The organism is Chryseobacterium artocarpi, assembly GCF_001684975.1.
Lineage (GTDB): Bacteria > Bacteroidota > Bacteroidia > Flavobacteriales > Weeksellaceae > Chryseobacterium > Chryseobacterium artocarpi.
Genome location: NZ_MAYH01000001.1, coordinates 276,362 through 294,122, shown reverse-complemented (window position 1 = coordinate 294,122; position 17,761 = coordinate 276,362). Strand labels below are relative to the sequence as shown.

Here is a 17,761-nt window from a genome sequence, read left to right as displayed (position 1 = left end):
TGCATTTTAGCGTGAAAAATTGAAACCTACTGCCCTGCCAACCGCATCACTTCCAAAACGGTTCTTAATATTGTCCATAGCTTGATAAAGGTTTATCAGTTCTGCTGTATCTTCAAATAAATTCATTTGATAAGTTCCGTGGACTAAATCTGTAAAACGAAGTCCTACCAATCTCAATCTCATTCTTCTTGAATAGACTTTATCAAAAAGTTCCAAAGCAACTCTTGCTAAGGTGTGATCTGCTGAGGTATAGGTTACCCGACATTGTTTGGTTTCCGTATCAAAATTGCTATATCTTATTTTAATCACTACTGTCGATGTCAGCCATTTTTCCTGACGGAGCTGATGCGCCAGATTTTCTGCCATCCCAGAAATTAGACCTTTGACTTCTTTAATATCCATCGTATCGCTACTGAAAGTTCTTTCTTTTCCGATTGATTTCCGCTCCGAATATGGTACTACAGGTGAATCATCATTTCCGTTGGCTTTTCGCCAAAGATCCGTACCATTCTTTCCGATCATCTGCTGGAGTACATCGACGGGCATTTCAGAGAGCGTTCCGATAGTCCTTATACCAACCCGGGAAAGAAGGCGAAACGTGGAATCTCCCACGCCCGGCATTTTTTTTATGGGTAAGGGACTCAAAAAAGAATGTACGCCAACGGGAGGAATTTCCTGATGACCATGAGGCTTGGATTCGCCAGTTCCTATCTTGCTAACTGTTTTATTGATCGATAATGCATAACTGATTGGCAATCCTGTCTCCTTTTCAATTTTGGCACCGAGTTCATTGGTCCATTTGTAGGCACCAAAAAACTTGTCCATGCCCGTAAGGTCAAGATAGAATTCATCGATACTCGACTTTTCCATGACAGGTGCATTTTCCTGTATAATCTCGGTGACAGTATGGGACATCTTCGAATAGAGTTCCATATCGCCTTTGACGACTTTAGCCTGTGGACAGAGGCGCAACGCCATCCCCATAGGCATAGCAGAACGCACCCCGAACTTACGGGCTTCATAACTGCAGGAGGAAACGACGCCCCGAACTCCCCCACCAATTATCAGTGGAATTCCTTTTAGCTGCGAGTTTACCAGCCTTTCGCAGGACACAAAAAAGGTGTCCAGATCCATATGTACAATAGCCCTTTGCATATCCGTCAAGTTTTATTTTACAAAATTGCTACGTTTTTTAGCAAAATAAACTAATTTTGTTGCTATAAATTATAGCAATGTCATTACTGTCTGATAATCTGCGCTTTTTGAGGAATGAATTGAAAGTATCCCAACAAGCTGTTGCTCACCATCTGGTTATTACAAGGGCCCGATATAGCAAGTATGAAGAAGGTGCCAGTGAACCACCTATTGAGATATTATTGAGGATTGCCCGCTACTATAGAGTCAGTATGGATCTATTGGTTACGGTTGACCTGAGGAAGTATAAACTAGAGGAAATCTTAAAATTGCCGGATAACCGGATTTTATTACCTATTAAAACCGACAGCAAAGGAGAAAATAAAATCGAAATTATTCCTTATAAGGCTTCAATGGGTTATTTAGTCGGTTATTCCGATCCTGAATATATTGAAAACTTACAGACAATGTCCTTACCTTTTCTCCATAATGGAAAGTACAGAGCATTTCCTGTGGAGGGTGATTCAATGCCACCCTACCAAGATGGTACATACATTATCGGTCAATACATAGAAGATATAACTGATATGACTGTTGGAAAAACGTATTTATTGGTTACCCGGGATGGGTTTATTTTCAAACGTCTTGAAATTATCAATGGAAATTCGATCACCGTAAAATCTGATAATCCATTCTATGCTAATCTGGAGATCCCATTCCACGATTTAAAAGAAATCTGGTTATATGCCGGAAGCTTTACCAACCGGGAACAGAAAATGTTAGATGCCACAAACGAAGATATCAAAAATCTACTCATAAAGCTAATGCAGCAAATTGATGACCTGAAGAATAAATAAAATAATTATCTGATTGTATCAATATAAAAACATTCATGAACTGAACTCTTTCTGTTATAATCTTTATATCGGTAATACTCACCATTAACTTTGATTTGCCATTTATCATTTCCGAAGAAAATAAAAGGTTTTATCAAACTATTAGTTCCATCCCATACATCAAACTCCACATACCATTTAGCTTTTATGTCTTCATGTGGAAGTTCTCTATCCCAAATTTCGATAACATTAGCAGGAAGGGATTGATTTTCATTCAAGAGTTGAACTTGACAGACATCGCCAAAAACCAGAAACATATAAAGTTCATTTCTGTTTTCTCTAGCTCGCTTAGGATAATATGTAAAACCCATCTTCTCCCATGCAAATTGAGATTCTGCAGGTGCACAACGCAGGTATAGTGCTTTAAATATGCTCTCTCTATATCTTTCTATGATTTTTGATACAATAAATTTACACACACCTTTTCCCTTAAATTCGGGCAACGTTTCAGCAATTGATACATAAATACAAACCGAAGCGTATTTATAAGCAATGAACCCTATAGGTTTTTCTTTATAGTAAGCAACTACAACACAATTATTATTGTAGCATTTCTCTATCTCTGACCAATTGTTCCTTGGGAATGTTGTCCATGTAAAAATTTCATTAAGGTCTTTTTGGCTTGGTTTAAAGTTTATTTTAAGCTGATGTCTATCCATCCTTTTCAATTACTTTTTAAGGTTAATGGTATTTTTGAAGATCTTTAAAAGTCTTTCAGTAGAAGCCTCATTGTTCTTAAATCTTTCAAGATCAATCGTTGACTGTCCTTTATTTAGGATGAAATTTCTTTCAGTCTTTACTAATTCCTTAATTACGTTGGCAATATCTTTTTCTGTCCCATAGTTAATAGCAGACAATAAGCCTGTGCTTTTCAAATCAACATTTGTAAGTTCATTTTGATAGTATTTAATATCATTTAAATTTAACTTATATAATCTTAAAAAGAAAAAAGCAAACACTTCAATAAATAAAATGAAGGAGATTCGGGGGATATAATGGGATAGAATTTTTTCTATTGTCTCTAGACTATTATGCTTTTCATATACAATTGCTCCAAGACAACCTAGGGCAATTATTGTCATAAAAGACCCAACTACCAAATTTATATTGGATTTTAGGTTCAATTTAACTATTTCATTGGTAATACGCTCCTTAATAGATCCAATAGTCAGATAAATCTTTCTTAATTGTTGCTCATTTTCTGAAATAAGCTCTCTACTGATATTTAAATTTAGATTTTCAAAGAAGTCTTTATCTATATTAATTTTAAAAGCTTCCTTAAAATGATTGAAAAGTTCACTTTTCTGCTCTTTGTCGAATTCTAACTGTTTTAATTCTTTTAATATCTTAATATCTTTTTCTACATGTGCTTCAAGTTGTTCTTGATCATATTGTTCGTTTAGGGTTTGGTTAAGTTCATACTCTACTTTATTATGTATTTCCTTCACCTTCTTCATTAAATAAGCACCATCTAAATAGGAATACATTAAAAGTGCAATTGCTAAAAGAAATGAAATAATAGCTAAAATAGTAACGGCTGAATCTGAATTAAGCTCCATATATCCCAGATCCAATAGTCCTGAAAATTTCAGTAATCCCAAAATATAGCTGAGTAATAGTAACAAAAATGCGGTACTAGCTGTTTTGGATTTAAAAATACTCTTTATTATAGTTGAAAACATGCTAGTTTGGTTATAATTACGCCTGTTATTCATTATTAGTTTCTTAGCTTAATGGGATGGTTTAAATGCTAGCCACAGATTGATTATAGTTGTTATTATAGCTATACAAATCGTAATATACATTGTTAGTTGTGCTGTTTTTAATGTTTTATTAGCTACTTTCAGATTTTCTTCAGACAAAGTAATTTCTTTTTCGTTTCGTATGTCATCCACAGTTTGAAAATCATTATTTACATATTCGACTAGCGAAGTATTGATCAATATAGTTTTACTAGAATACTCCAAAATGATCTTGGCTGCTTCAGTATCATTTATTTTATTGGGAATAACAACTCTACCTCTTATTAATCTTCCGAATCTTGATTGTTTTTCAATTGGACTTTCCTGATATAGGAATAACATCTCCATTTTTTGAAAATATTGTAGTAAATGAAAATATCGAATCATCTTCCAAGAGAATGACCTCGCTAATTCAATAAATTGCCCAGGATTGTGATCATATATTTCTTTATCGAAATGATAATAAACTTCATTTTTTTCATAATCTAGAAATACATCAGTATTCGTAAGTTCATTATCTATTATGTTAGACAAAAAAACATTTTGGGAATGAGTAGAAATCCTTACTAGCTCTTTAGTAAACTTCTTTTCCTCGTCAGAAAGTTTTCGCATTTATTAGTTTTAGGTCGCAAATATAGAAAAATTAAGATATACAAACTTCTATCATAGTACCAGATGATTTAAAATCCAAATAACAAATGGTTAAATATTAAATTAACCATATTCTCAAAATACGAAAGACTAGTTCAGGAAATATTGAAGAAAATTAATAAACTGTAAAACAGAACTAAGTTTAATATTGGTTAAGTTAAAAATTTTAAATCTGAGTTTCGGATCGATCCAGTCATCATAATTTTACACTCTAAATAAGCTTTTTAATCCATTCAGCAGATTTTAAAAATCGTTTAGCCACATCGTCACCCCATACCGCACCGTAAGAAAGTTCATAAGTTTTACAATTTTCATTCTTCAAAATAGCTCGTGAAATCTCTAAAAACATTTTGGTATCAATAGTTACTGCTAATTCCTGAAATTTCTTAGTCCAGCTTGAAGAAGGATTAGTACCACGACCCAAATCAAGAAAATTAATTAGCTCAAGTTTTATCTCGAAGTCATCCCATACTTCTTTGGAAAAATCCAAGTTTAGAATTTCATGAATAATCTTGTAACAGCCCTGCCCATTTTCAACTTGATATTTTTTCAGATAATCAATTAAGCCAACATCTTTTTGGGAAACTAATTTTAAAATCTTCTTAAAACAGATGATATCATGATGAAAAGTCTTCTGATAAATCATATGCAGGATATTCTTCAATGTTTCAAACTTGATTTCAACTGAAGCTTGCTTTAAAATACTACGCACACTTTCTATTTTAAGGGTGTCCTCTAGAAGATTGCTGTTAGGAGAAACAAAATAATGGTCCTTTAGGTAAAGGGTAACATGCATAAAATCCTCTGGTGTATAAAGAATCAGTTTGTCATTAACAAGTTTGGGAATGAGGTTATCGCATAGTAATGCACCTAATCTCGCTATATATAAAGATCGCAAATAACTGTCATGAAAAATATTATTGTAAGTCAGTAATCTAGGAAGAATATACCTATAGCTTTTTGTTTCGATTTCCGAAGAAATTAATTCATTAAATTTAGTCTCTAACTCTTTTTCTGCCACTAATTGTGTATCCCGATCGCTGGTCGCTTTCTCATGCTTGAGGAGTAATAAGTCGAACCACTTTTGGATACTAATGAAATCTACTTCAGATATATTTAAATTCCTTCTTAAAATCTCCGATTTTACCAATTCATCGTTGCTAAAAGTCACATATGGGCTATTCTTCATAATTTTCAATTTAAACCATTCTCAATCTATTTTTTTTCTCAATTTAAATATTGTATGGATACGTCATTTGCCGTAGAAACTTATTAAGTTTTCTTCCATTCTAATCCGCCACCAGTTTTAACTGCGTTATTGTTATTTATCCATTCTATAGCAGATTGCGAATATAAGTCACCCTTATCATCAGAATTTCTCTTTAAAAATTCTTTTTTAAAGTCTCTGATTACACTATCACCCCACTCACAAAAAGAATTAGATTTCTGTTCCAGATCATCATATTTATCATAAAATGACTTTACATAATAGAATCTGGCACGGTGCAAAAGATTTTTATTATAAGGATAAAACCCTCCTAAACTGAATTCCAACAAATAACTTCTAAGAATATCAAAATATTTTTTTCCATTATCTGTTGAAAGAACTTCAATTTTATCTAAGAATTGAGGTGCTGATAAATATACTTGAAATATTTCATCTTCTATAGTAGGTAGAGTTTTTGAAATAATAACTTCCCCTTTATCAGAAATATTTTGTTTGAGAATTACGATAATATTCTTTGTTAAAATCATCTCGTTAATTCTATTATGCTCGTCGGGAGTGATAAAAAAGTTCAATTGTTTTGATCCCATGTCTTTAATTCATAATTGTTTATTATAGCTACTTATGGCACACTTTGTATATTTTACACTGCTATAAAAAAAGACCAAATAAATTTACTTTATTTGGTCAATAATCAATTATAATGGTTTCTTCCAACCAAATCCGCCTCCACTTTTGACTGCATTATTGTTTTCTATCCATTCTATAGCAGATTGTGAATATAAGTCCTCCTTATCATTAGAATATTTCTTTAAAAACTCCTTTTTAAATCTTCTAATTATATTGTCACACCACTCGATATAGGAGTTAGATTTCTTTTCTAGGTCATCAAATTTATTATAAAATGATTTTACATAATAGAACCTTCCTCTATGAATAGTGTTTTGGTCATCAGTATCAAATCCTCCAGAGCTAAATTCCATTATTGAACTGCTCAGAATATCAAAATACTTTACACCATTTTTTGTTGACTTTATTTCGATTTCATTTAAGAACTTACTATCACATAAATATACAAGTGATTGCATATCTTTATCAGGTAATTGATTAAGTGCCTGGATCTCATAATTATCTGATATATTACTTTCTAAAAGTATTTTCACACTTTTACCTTTAAAAAAATCACTAATCAATTCAAGATCCCTATCGGTAATAAAGAAATTTAATTGTTTTGACGTCATACCTTTTATTCATAATGGTTTATTCTAGCTACTTATAGTACACTTTGTATATTTTATACTAGATAAAAAAGACCAAACATATTTACTATATTTATTTGGTCTATAGTCTATTATTACGGTTTCTTCCATCCTAATCCACCTGGCTTTTCAATTGCATTATTTTCTTCAATCCAATTAATAGCAGATTCTGAATAAAAAAAGTACTTTTCTTTAGAATACTTTCGAAGGATTTCATTTTTAAAATTCTTTATTATACCATCTGCCCAATCACAAAATAAATCTGATTTCTTTTCTAAATTACTTTCAGCATTGTAAAATGATTTCACATAATAAAATCTTGAACGTTGTAATATCGTCCTATCATATGGATAAAATCCTCCAAGATCAAATTCCAATAAATAACTTTCATCGATATCAAAATATCTAATTCCATTATTAGTTGATAAGATTTTAATTCGTTCTAAAAATCTTGAATCTGTAAAATAAACTTGAAAAATTTCTTCATCAATATTCGGCAGTTTATTTGTATATACTATATTATTATCAGCAAAAATTTTACTCTTACAAAGTACGATGATATCATTTTCTGAAATCATCGTATTTATTCTTTCATAATCGTTAGGTGTAATATAAAAATTTAATTGTTTTGAGGCCATAAATAATGTTTAATAATAATTCAATACTCTAATTCATCTTTCCTAATTTTAATCTTTGGCTGAACCTTATTATAGGGTACGAATTCGGGTCGTGTTCCTGTAGCTTGTTCTATATCATCTAGAGCTTTTCTTTCCCTGGATACTGGAGTTCCGTTTTTATTTTGCTTGCCTACTTGGACCTGCCTAACTTCTCCTGTTTTCGGATTTGTACCTTGGACATCTATAAATCTTTTACTCTTACTTCCATCTGGTGTAGGAACCTTGACCTCTTTCTCAATTTTAGTAAATCCTTCTGCTGTCAATTCAGTTTCAACATCTTTAATTTTTTGCTGGTGTAGCGGTCCCCCATTTTTACCATATGGATTCGGGACTTTACCTGCAGTCGTTTCCGCGATTCCTGCACTAGCTTCAGCACCGGTAAAAATCCCTTTAATAGCATTCCAGGCTCTTCCAAAAAAACCTACTCCTTGAGTTGCCCTAACCGTCAAAATAACTTCTTCAATTTCAAAGATGGGTGCAGAAATTATCAGTGTATTTATTTCCTGTATAAGATCCGCTTTTTGTCTTAAGACAGCCGCCTCTCCAACTCTACCTTGTTCCTCTAAAATATCAGCACTTTTTTGTCGGTGCTCATAAACCTTGCTAGCATTCATAGGTAAAGACTCAAGTCCTTCTATTTCTCTAGCATCAACAACTCTATTCTCTGAAAAGTTATAATGAGATTGATAAGCATATTTTTCGCTTAATGGATCTACATTAAAAAATCGCCCTATTGTAGGATCATAATTACGCCATTTGAAAGAGCTCCAGCCCGTATCTTCCTGCTTTTCCTGCTTCTGTGTCGTATACCTATAATTAGGAGATATAGAATTGTAAGGTACAATATTTTCATTAAACTCGAGTCCAAATGGATAATAATTTGTCACCCTATCAATGATAGGACTACCAGATGGTCCTTTATAGTAGGAAACCCTTACATTACCTACCTGATCGGCATATTGATAAACATATTTTTTTTGTACAAAATCATAATAGCCTTCTGCCGTAGGTACAAAACTCAGTACATTATCGGTATACTGAAATCCATCAATATAATCTGATACCTTAGTAGTTTCTAAATTTGATGGTCCAGAACCATAGGTATAAATTTTTCTTAATTTCTTGCCATCAGCTCCATATACATATTTGGTTACAGCCGGTTCAAGACCATTGGGATCGTTATGCGGCTGGTATAACTTATTAAATTTAACAGTATTTGGAAGATTAAGATAATTATATCCGATTTCCTTAATGCCTTTATCTTCATGAGATATCATATTCCCATTCTTATCATAAAGAATTTCAGTGCCTGCACTTTCAGGATATCCCATATAGTTATAGTTATTATCAACTATATTTGTAACCTGATTACCATTGTAAGTATAACTTAAAAAATCAATTTCCTGGACTCCAACATTTTGTACATAAGCATTCCTCTTTAAGGTTGTAATATTTCCGTTTAGATCATAAAATAATTCTTCATTGAAAGCTTTATTTGCTGGCATTGTTGAATTCGGTTCAGAATAATCACCAAGATGCAACCTATCAAGATTATCATAATGATAACTATAACGTCGTAATATTCCATCATCTGCGGTTTTCCAATCAATCTGAGAAATGTTACCATTATATTTTGGCTGAGCATCATAAGGCTTCTCATATTTTATCTTATATCCGAATAATTTTCCATTCAGATTTTCTGGATCATTGATCTGTGTTTGCCATCCCCTAATATTATAACCATAGTCAATAGTCTGCAGACCATTTCCTACAATTTTCCTTACTACCTGAGAGATTTCATTGTATTTATTCTCGGTAAGCAATTCAACAGGTTCTGAATTCACTTGGTGCCAGTGTTTACTTAACCTGTTCTGCTGATCATACTCAAAAGTCTCTGTAATAATATCAGGTGCTATATTCTTAGCCTTAGTATGTGAGGTAACAATCTTAACAGGTAAACCCGCAAAATTCAGTTTTTGTTCTTTTTTTGTAAGTCCTCTAAGAGAGCTTCCTGAGTAAGTAGCTATTTCCTTACCTCTGGTATCATAGATAATATTTGTCTCTGACCAGTCATCATTCTCTATATTTTTTACGAAAGTTGTCAATAACAAACCATTGGCCTTTTCCTGCTGATTAGTCACTAAAACTTTTTGGTCCATTATAAACGATGGAAAATCATTAAAACTATCATAATAAGGACGGCTATCGTAGTAATTTACTATTAGCAAATCAGCTATGTTAGTAGGAAATGCATCATTGGTATATTGAACACCGCGATTGGAAGCTTGGAAGTTACCGCCCCGCGTTTCACTTGTAGGACCTGAATAACCGTCAATAAAAGCCTGCATATCAATCCGGGATAATGTACTACTAGTTATCCCTGTATAAACAATCCTATCCCAAGTGTCGTATTTTGTAAACAACCACTGACCTTTTATTCTCAAATTAATATCTTGTTTTAGGATAAGACGGTCGTGCTTATCATACACCATATACTCTACGTCTTTACCCGGGAGTTTTTTCTCAACCTGTCTGCCCCTACCATCATATCGATATTCGTAAGCGAATTTATTCAGTTCCTCATCAGTGAATACCTGTCGTTCTGCAATTATAGGAGGAATTATCCATGCCAACTGTCCATAATCATTATAGAGATAATAAGTATCACTCTCAGTACTAGAAAAAGAGCCTTTTCTCGACAGAACCAACTGCCCCTTCCCATTTGTAAACTCTGTTGTACATGCCCCATCTTCATTACAGGTTTTCTTTTTATAAAGTTCACCTGCACTGTATTTAGTTTTGTCAGTAATTTTTGTTCTTATCGAATTATTGACAATACTGGTGTTCGTAAGAAAATTTTGTACATTATCTGCCAAGTCGTTTTGGCTTTCAAAATAATTAACACTTCTTCCCTGCCATTCCCAGCCTTCAGGAGCCTCCTTAAGAACCCTATTTAAAGGAGAATTTTCAAAAATTGTCTCACGATATACTTTTTCATTGTTATAAAAATTGGTCCCTACTGAAAGCGGATTAGAATATATGGAACCGTTCTGAGTTCCCTGTTGAGGAAGTGGAAGATATTTTTTTACCTCGCGTCCAAATTTATCATAATCCTGTAAACTAACTAAATCTTTCCCACTAGGAGTGGACCTAACATTCACAGTCTGCTTTGAACGCCCTAATCCATCAATATATTCAACAGTTTGGGCTACTTTAGGAGTTCCTAAAGTTGGATAATCCAGATAAGTCTTTTTTGAAATATAATTCTCAGTATTGGTAAGCTGTGCTTTAATATTGTTTATTGCAAATATCAGCCCCATGATATAGAATAATTGCTTCATGGTTTATTAGTTTTTAAAATGATAATTGTATTCGTTAATTACCCTCATAATTTTACCTTGGGATGTTTCTTCTTCCTGTTTTATATATTGGAGCTTGTGATCTGAATTATATTCATAATATACTCTTACACCTGATGGTTGCGTAATACTTCTAACTCCGACCAATGGATCATAAGTAAAGGTTGTCACTTGGACGTTTTCTAATGCACTATCTGCTCTCAAGTTATTTTGTAAGTCTATGAGATAATCTTCATTATTCCATGCTCCCTCTATTAGATCATTATCAGATGCTTTTTGTAAATCTTCGATTATAGATTGGTTTATGTCCTCAAACTTTATCCCTTGGAGTTTAGCAATCGGAAATGATCTGTTATAGCCCCAGATAATACTTATAGGCGTTCCATCCTTAATCGTATACTGTAAAAGATTTCCCTTTTCATCGTATTTATCGTAGCTGATCATTTTCTCCATCTGCTCGCTGACTACATTTAAACTAGATAGCTGGACAGGAAAAATTCCTCCGGGATTATCTGAATATTCGGTTTCTGTTTTACTCACGACTTTACCTATAGGAAGGATGCTACTTTTTTCAATCTGTTCAACCTTTAAAGGTATTCCAACCATATTGGCATTCAGGAGTATAGAATTATTTGTTTCGGTTGCATATTGATAGTTCAGAATGGTTGCTGTTTTATCCGCGTGGATCTCGGTCACCTGAGTCAGTAAATCATTTGAATTGTAAACACTCTCTGTGGAACTTTGACTTGCAATGGTATTGCCCCCCTCATGCGAATATTCAATTTCTTCTTTTTTAGTCGGCAAAACTATTCCATAAGTGGTATAATACTTAATTGGGGTAGCTAAGGAAAGATTGGGAAAATCGTGCGCAAAACCTTCATAATATTGATGCTTATAAAACTTTGGGAAAATATTATTAAAATAATTATCCTTTATTTTAATTCCTTCCAATTTTTGGGAAGCCAATGTTTTATAATCATTCCTGATTTCAGATACAATATTTCCTTCCCTATCATATTTTTTTTCAAAAAGTAGCTGACCTCTTAAATAATCGTGATTGTTAATAGGCATGATCGGCATGGTCAGAGAGATAACATCAGGATTCGGAAAATCCTGAGGAGACCTAAATTTATAAACAGTCCTTCCATTATCTATAATAGTATTGTTTGGCCCGTTAGCAATCTGTTTTACTGTCACATACTTATAGCCAACATCTGCACCTTGTGTTTTCTCGCTAGGGATAATATTAGTGTTAGTGGTTGTCGCAGTTTGACAACTATAGTTGACGAACCCCGGAGAGTATTCCTTCTGGTAAAAATAAGTTATACTTTCAGCATAGTTAAATACTGGCTCCGGAAATACCAAAGCACCGCTGCTCTTGCCTGCGCTGTCCAAATCATTATATTCGTACACATAGCTTTTCGCGGGTTCCGTTGCTATTGGTGTGTCAAAGTAGTTAATAGCATTGATTCTCAACCCACCTCCACTTTTCACCTGAAAATTACTAAAATAGTGTTCTTTGATTTTTATTGAAAGTTCATAAGAAATAGGTTTAACAGTAGGTCCATAGTTTCCGCGTAAAGTCACGAAATAGGTTCCCGGTTGCAAATCAAAAGGTTCACTGAATATTTCTGTTATTGGTTTTCCATCTGGTCCAAGACCACGTTCCTGACAATGAAAACTACCGGTACTTTCGCACGATTGCCAATCCAATCCAAAATTGAGTAAAACCGGAATATAGCTATTATCAGCATTTTTCTTATAAATCTCAAACCTGCCGTTTGAGTAAACAAGATTCATAAGTTTTAAATGAAATTTAACCTGCTGCTGAGAGCTATGTATTGTAAAAAATTCTCTTTTAACATTAGGATCAAATGCTTGAAGCTCATTGAAATTTGGTTCGTAATCAAGATCTACCCATTCACCTGTTATTGGTTCCATAGGTTGTGTAAATCCTGCCTTATGGCTGAAATCGTTCTGTCCAAAATCAAACATAACCTTACCTTTTGTTGGATATGTAATAGATTTAATAACGTCTTGCGTAATAAGACCGGAATAATAGCCCCATGGATCCTTTTTGAAAACTCCACTGCTAGAAAAATAGTCTATACTATGTGTCTCAGGTCCGCCAATCGTACTTTCTTTAGTAACTTTATACAGTAATAATTTTTTTAAGTTTTCGTCCGGATACGGTTCAGCAGAAATTTTAGAACTTGAATAGCCATAATCAAATGTATATTTTTCAACTATAAGATCTTGAAGCGGATGGGGAGACTGTAGTTGTATTGATTTCAATTTATAGAGATCTGCGGAATTCTGATAATTGGAATCTAGTCTACCTTTTTCATAGATCAATTTTACTGATCCCCTGTCAGTAATATTAATCCCAGTAAGCAGCTTGGTATTTGCTGTATTATATACATTCTGAACTTCCAGTGCTCCCGGCATCTGTGGGTCAGGATTAATGGGAGCACCATCATGGTGATATGAATAATTTACATTTCCAGCCAATCTGGAAATTCTCGATTCCGGATCTTTATACTCGACATTGGACGCTTGCTCATATGTAAAAGTAGCTAGAGACTTATCATTTTGATCCTTGATTTCTTCTAGGTGGTAGGCAGTAAAATAAAAACCATTGTTAGCGTTGGTTAGAATATCGCTGGTATTATTCAATAACCCAATCTTTACAGTATTTATATTCTTTGAGGAGGTTTCCATGCCTCTAAATTGATATTTTATACCCTTATCATCAGTGATGGTGGTCGCTTGTACTTCTCCGGTAGCATTTTGTGTTACTGTTATTTTCAGGTTATTGCGATCCAGCTTTTCAACAAAATAAGTTCCGTCAGATCTCTTTTTTACAATAAATCTGCCCACATATCCCATAAAATTGTATTGATATAAGTCATATTCTGTATCAAATTTCCCTGTTGCCACATAAAATGCATATTCATCCGGATTAAAATTGTTCAGCTGGTCCGAAACTATTTTATATGTTGTATTTGTATCATGCCAGTAAATTCCATACTTAGCTTTCGGAGGTGAAGACATGTAAGTGCTTTCAATTTTTCCGTCAGCAACACCCCCTCTCACAGTTCTGGTTATCGTTCCTCCTGCGTGTAAATTCCATCCCAGACCAACTTCAGATGCTCTATCATCTGGTTTTGCACTCAATGGATGATATTTAAGGCTTATATTAAGGTTCACCTCATCACTATTGGTAGCAACCTGCATTAAAGGAATACTTATATCGGGAATTCCAGTATAATAACTGACTGGAACTTCTTCAAATTTCATTAGATTATTAACAGTGGGCGCCGCTGGAAACAATTTATTGATATTGTCGACGCTTTTATTGAATTCATTTCCAACTTGGCCCGATAATGAATTAAAGACCGTGAAAAATAAATATATAGCTATTGATTCTTTTCTCATTGTTTATGTTTTATCAGTTTAGCGCTTGCTGCTTTGTTAGTATCTGTCTTTATATTCACGATATAAGCCCCTTGTATCAATGATTGTGTATTGATTTTGGTTACTCTATTTTTGGTTTTTAGGTTCTGAATAACTCTCCCACCCATATCATAAATTATAATATCCGCTTCCTTGAAATCAAAACCAATTTCTACATAGCAATAATCAGTTACAGGATTAGGATAGACTTTTATATCTTGTTTTTCAATTAGCTGATTGATCTGCTTATCACCTAATTTCACAATCTTCCAGTTTTCTTTCCCTATTTTATCAGTGCTTGTTCCAGCCAATAAAATTGAACCATCACGGTTTAATCTTACGTCGGCAAGCCGCTCTTCTTTCTTCTTAGATTCGCCAGCTACGTGCTTTCTCCATTTTTCGTTACCTTGAATATCCAGATAAAGAATCCAGAAAGTCTCATCATTTGATTCTTTCCTGCCCTCTGCTTGGGTAAAACCGCCTAGCAAAATTCCTTTAGAATCTTTGTCGTCCGCCGAATGAAGAATACTCATTCCTTTTAGGATATCACGATTACCAAAATTATAGGACTTTTGCCACAACTCATTCCCCTGATGATCAAGAGAGATAAGCCACAAATCCGTACCTTCTTCGATGCCAACTGTTTTATTTCCCGATCGGTCAGATCTGGATTCACCTCCAATAATATAACCAGTTGAAGTTAATGTCAATGTTCTTAGGTGGTCATCCCCTTTCCCTCCGTAACTTTTTTCCCATTCAATTTGTCCTAGCTTATCAAGCTTAACAATCCAGTAATCCCCCTCCCCATAGTTCTCTCCCGACTTAGAGTTGGACCTACCACTTCTCGAATAAACTCCCAGCAAAGCACCTCCGTCTTTTGTTGGAAGCATTTTTTCAACTTCATCATTACCTCGTCCACCAAAAATTAACTTAGAAACTTCCTTTCCATTTTGATCCAGTCTGATAATAATAATATTACCCTTACCATCTCCATCTCTACTGTTTTGTAAATTTCCGGCGACAAAAAAACCTTGATCAGTGGACTGTATAACGGCTTTAGCAACTTCATCAGATTTTCCACCAAGTGTTTTCTGCCATAATTCATCGCCATTTTCATTGATCCGAACCAGCCAGATATCTGAACCTCCCTTAGAATCATCTTTCTTATCAAATCCCTTTCCTGAAAATGATGTTCCCCCCAATAAAAATCCTCCGTCCTGCGTTGCGACAGTAGCGGATAAATAATCATGGTTACGCCCTCCAAAATATTTGTCCCAAACTTCTTCACCATGCTGATTGAGTTTAATACAATGAAAATCGTAGCCTCGATTTTGCTTCAGAGAAGGGCTATTCTCCTTGTTTAGTTTAATCGCACTCCCACTTATTAAGTACTGTTGATCTACGGTTGTTACAATTTGGCTAAGGAAATCTTGTGTGGGCGATTTGATATCCCTCTGCCACAATACATCTTGTGCAGATAATTCGGTCAAAATGGTCAATATGAATGCCGCGAGATAAATTTTTTTCATTATCACGATATTTAAATGTTATAGGTATAAAAGAATCTGAGTTTAGACTGGAAAATTCAGTCCTACTATTAATATGAATTTTTCATAAGAAACTAAAAGTATGTTGGTTATTGTTTTCAGTTCATAAAATTAAAGCTAAAAATGAATCTATCCCCCCGTAAAATCCCCATATTTAGATTAGGGTTTTTCCCATTTAAAAACAAAAAAGAATGACAACAAAATAGACTATTGGCTAGATTTATAACAATAAGACACCTTGATTCTTGGGAAAATCATCGATTAAATAAAATATACTTACTTTTGTGTAAATATCTCCTCTCAAAAACAAATCAATGCCATTCTTTTCTGGAAATAAAAGTCGTTCAGCGGAAGATATGTATAAAATTATCTACAATACATATCGGCATCGTGTATTCAGCTATATTTCTGTAAAAATTCAGGATAAAAATGATATTCGGGATATAATGCAGAATGTTTTTGTTCACTTATGGCAATACAGAAATTCCTTAGGTGGTTCCAATACTGAAAAAATTATCTTCAAAACCTGCAATCAGGAAACTGCCAATTTTTTCCAAAAACAAAAAAATCGCTTAAAACCACAGGAATATATTGATGATACCACAGATAATTCGGATACTCAAATTCAGTTATTGCAGGAAAAGGAGCAACAATTAGAAAGTGTAAAACAGTTAATTGAATTGCTACCGAACCGAACTAAAGAGATTTTTACCATGAATAAACTTGAAGGAATCAGTCAAAAACAGATTGCTTCTCAACTCAATATTTCTACTAAAGCTGTTGAAAAGCAAATTTCAAAAGCAATGCTGTTCCTAAAAAAAAATGTACAGAATTCTTAAAAAAACTAATAAAGTTAAAAAAAGTTAAAATATCATTTTTTTGGTAGGGATTTTCTTCAATCTCAGGTAATTGTAATAAAGGACTTTAGATTATGGAGAAAAAAAATCAAATTGAACCATTTACGGATCAGGAGTCCGAAGAAATGTGGGCAACGATTGTTTCCCGGATCAGAATTCAGGAACAACATAAAAGAAAAAGCAAAGTTCGCATACTTACCACTTGCCTATCCACTGCTGCAATACTTATTATTGCAGGTATAATTACATATAGAAACTATGTCATGCCGCAAACGTATTATGCAAATAGTACCGAAAAAATAATATTCTTAAAGGACAGTAGTCAGGTTACACTTTTACCGGGTGCAAAATTAACTGTAGAACGAAACTTTCCGTCTGAAACACGTGATGTTTATTTATATGGTAATGCAATTTTTAGAGTTTCGAAATCAAAAAAACATCCCTTTATTGTACATAGCTCCAACTACGAAACAAAAGTATTGGGAACAGTATTCAAAATTACTCAGAAAGGACAGGATTTTAATGTTGATCTATTTGAAGGTAAAGTAAAGATCAATAAAATTGGAAAACCAAAAGACTATTTCATCCTAAATCCAAAAGAAACGTTCGCCAATATGGGATCTGAAAAAGTCGGCACTGTAGTCTCCACTAGTAAAATGATAGCATCTAAAGTTACCCTGGCAACAATCGCATTCAATGACGTTTCTCTAAAAGATATAGCTGCAATATTGGAACGGACCTACGGGATAAAACTCATAATACCGAAAGATCACGAATATTCCAGAATCACTGCAGTTAAAGAAAAAGCTTCAGCAGAAGACTTTATAAAGCAGATTGCAATACAACTTAACCTAAATACAAAAAAAATTGATGATCGTACATTTCAACTGGAAGACTAGACTCTGGTCTCTCCATTGTAGGGCATTACTCCCCTATTCCTAATAAATCCTAAGTAAAT

Annotated in this window: 14 protein-coding genes; 3 read left to right on the top strand and 11 right to left on the bottom strand. The window is 33.7% G+C overall.

Annotation, left to right across the window (positions count from 1 at the left end):
• Positions 1-6 precede the first annotated feature (6 nt).
• A complete protein-coding gene (gene dinB, locus BBI01_RS01220; RefSeq protein ID WP_065392866.1) occupies positions 7-1,155 on the bottom strand; it encodes a DNA polymerase IV in 1,149 nt (382 codons plus the stop codon).
• A gap of 77 nt (positions 1,156-1,232) precedes the next feature.
• Here dinB and BBI01_RS01215 point away from each other — a divergent pair, with 77 nt between their 5' ends.
• Positions 1,233-1,991 carry an XRE family transcriptional regulator gene (locus BBI01_RS01215; RefSeq protein ID WP_065392865.1) on the top strand — a complete coding sequence of 253 codons (759 nt, stop codon included), beginning with the start codon at positions 1,233-1,235 and terminating at the stop codon, positions 1,989-1,991.
• A 5-nt stretch (positions 1,992-1,996) separates the two neighbouring features.
• Here the strand turns inward: BBI01_RS01215 and BBI01_RS01210 are convergent, their stop codons facing one another.
• The 10 genes from BBI01_RS01210 to BBI01_RS01165 all read right to left on the bottom strand — a co-directional run bounded on the left by BBI01_RS01210 (position 1,997) and on the right by BBI01_RS01165 (position 15,928).
• Entirely contained in the window at positions 1,997-2,689 is a 693-nt protein-coding gene (locus tag BBI01_RS01210) for a GNAT family N-acetyltransferase (protein WP_065392864.1), read from the bottom strand.
• A gap of 9 nt (positions 2,690-2,698) precedes the next feature.
• A complete protein-coding gene (locus BBI01_RS01205; RefSeq protein ID WP_123862042.1) occupies positions 2,699-3,712 on the bottom strand; it encodes a hypothetical protein in 1,014 nt (337 codons plus the stop codon).
• A 48-nt stretch (positions 3,713-3,760) separates the two neighbouring features.
• On the bottom strand, positions 3,761-4,384 hold the full coding sequence (locus tag BBI01_RS01200) for a hypothetical protein (protein WP_065392862.1): 624 nt from the start codon (positions 4,382-4,384) through the stop codon (positions 3,761-3,763).
• Between the two features lie 250 nt (positions 4,385-4,634).
• Positions 4,635-5,612, bottom strand: coding sequence for a hypothetical protein (locus tag BBI01_RS01195; protein ID WP_065392861.1), 978 nt, complete (start codon positions 5,610-5,612; stop codon positions 4,635-4,637).
• Between the two features lie 83 nt (positions 5,613-5,695).
• Positions 5,696-6,238, bottom strand: a complete 543-nt coding sequence (locus BBI01_RS01190; RefSeq protein WP_123862041.1) for a hypothetical protein — start codon at positions 6,236-6,238, stop codon at positions 5,696-5,698.
• A 108-nt stretch (positions 6,239-6,346) separates the two neighbouring features.
• Positions 6,347-6,889, bottom strand: coding sequence for a hypothetical protein (locus tag BBI01_RS01185; RefSeq protein WP_065392859.1), 543 nt, complete (start codon positions 6,887-6,889; stop codon positions 6,347-6,349).
• 113 nt (positions 6,890-7,002) lie between these two features.
• The gene (locus BBI01_RS01180) at positions 7,003-7,545 is read right to left on the bottom strand and encodes a hypothetical protein (protein ID WP_065392858.1); all 543 of its coding nucleotides are present in this window, start codon (positions 7,543-7,545) and stop codon (positions 7,003-7,005) included.
• A 20-nt stretch (positions 7,546-7,565) separates the two neighbouring features.
• On the bottom strand, positions 7,566-10,925 hold the full coding sequence (locus tag BBI01_RS01175; protein WP_065392857.1) for a DUF6443 domain-containing protein: 3,360 nt from the start codon (positions 10,923-10,925) through the stop codon (positions 7,566-7,568).
• Between the two features lie 6 nt (positions 10,926-10,931).
• On the bottom strand, positions 10,932-14,243 hold the full coding sequence (locus tag BBI01_RS01170; protein WP_065392856.1) for a hypothetical protein: 3,312 nt from the start codon (positions 14,241-14,243) through the stop codon (positions 10,932-10,934).
• A 134-nt stretch (positions 14,244-14,377) separates the two neighbouring features.
• Positions 14,378-15,928 carry a T9SS type A sorting domain-containing protein gene (locus tag BBI01_RS01165; RefSeq protein WP_065392855.1) on the bottom strand — a complete coding sequence of 517 codons (1,551 nt, stop codon included), beginning with the start codon at positions 15,926-15,928 and terminating at the stop codon, positions 14,378-14,380.
• Positions 15,929-16,260: 332 nt separating this feature from the next.
• Here BBI01_RS01165 and BBI01_RS01160 point away from each other — a divergent pair, with 332 nt between their 5' ends.
• Both BBI01_RS01160 and BBI01_RS01155 read left to right on the top strand, forming a co-directional pair.
• Positions 16,261-16,785, top strand: a complete 525-nt coding sequence (locus BBI01_RS01160; RefSeq protein ID WP_065392854.1) for an RNA polymerase sigma factor — start codon at positions 16,261-16,263, stop codon at positions 16,783-16,785.
• A gap of 92 nt (positions 16,786-16,877) precedes the next feature.
• Positions 16,878-17,702, top strand: coding sequence for a FecR family protein (locus BBI01_RS01155; protein WP_065392853.1), 825 nt, complete (start codon positions 16,878-16,880; stop codon positions 17,700-17,702).
• Positions 17,703-17,761: the final 59 nt, after the last annotated feature.

Bases quoted from the DNA above. Each gene is read 5' to 3' on its own strand.
- BBI01_RS01185 (WP_065392859.1), bottom strand. From the start codon at position 6,889: ATGACGTCAAAACAATTAAATTTCTTTATTACCGATAGGGATCTTGAA.
- BBI01_RS01195 (WP_065392861.1), bottom strand. From the start codon at position 5,612: ATGAAGAATAGCCCATATGTGACTTTTAGCAACGATGAATTGGTAAAA.
- BBI01_RS01200 (WP_065392862.1), bottom strand. From the start codon at position 4,384: ATGCGAAAACTTTCTGACGAGGAAAAGAAGTTTACTAAAGAGCTAGTA.
- BBI01_RS01215 (WP_065392865.1), top strand. From the start codon at position 1,233: ATGTCATTACTGTCTGATAATCTGCGCTTTTTGAGGAATGAATTGAAA.
- BBI01_RS01175 (WP_065392857.1), bottom strand. From the start codon at position 10,925: ATGAAGCAATTATTCTATATCATGGGGCTGATATTTGCAATAAACAAT.
- BBI01_RS01155 (WP_065392853.1), top strand. From the start codon at position 16,878: ATGGAGAAAAAAAATCAAATTGAACCATTTACGGATCAGGAGTCCGAA.
- BBI01_RS01170 (WP_065392856.1), bottom strand. From the start codon at position 14,243: ATGAAATTTGAAGAAGTTCCAGTCAGTTATTATACTGGAATTCCCGAT.
- BBI01_RS01210 (WP_065392864.1), bottom strand. From the start codon at position 2,689: ATGGATAGACATCAGCTTAAAATAAACTTTAAACCAAGCCAAAAAGAC.
- BBI01_RS01190 (WP_123862041.1), bottom strand. From the start codon at position 6,238: ATGGGATCAAAACAATTGAACTTTTTTATCACTCCCGACGAGCATAAT.
- BBI01_RS01160 (WP_065392854.1), top strand. From the start codon at position 16,261: ATGCCATTCTTTTCTGGAAATAAAAGTCGTTCAGCGGAAGATATGTAT.
- BBI01_RS01180 (WP_065392858.1), bottom strand. From the start codon at position 7,545: ATGGCCTCAAAACAATTAAATTTTTATATTACACCTAACGATTATGAA.
- BBI01_RS01205 (WP_123862042.1), bottom strand. From the start codon at position 3,712: ATGTTTTCAACTATAATAAAGAGTATTTTTAAATCCAAAACAGCTAGT.
- BBI01_RS01165 (WP_065392855.1), bottom strand. From the start codon at position 15,928: ATGAAAAAAATTTATCTCGCGGCATTCATATTGACCATTTTGACCGAA.
- dinB (WP_065392866.1), bottom strand. From the start codon at position 1,155: ATGCAAAGGGCTATTGTACATATGGATCTGGACACCTTTTTTGTGTCC.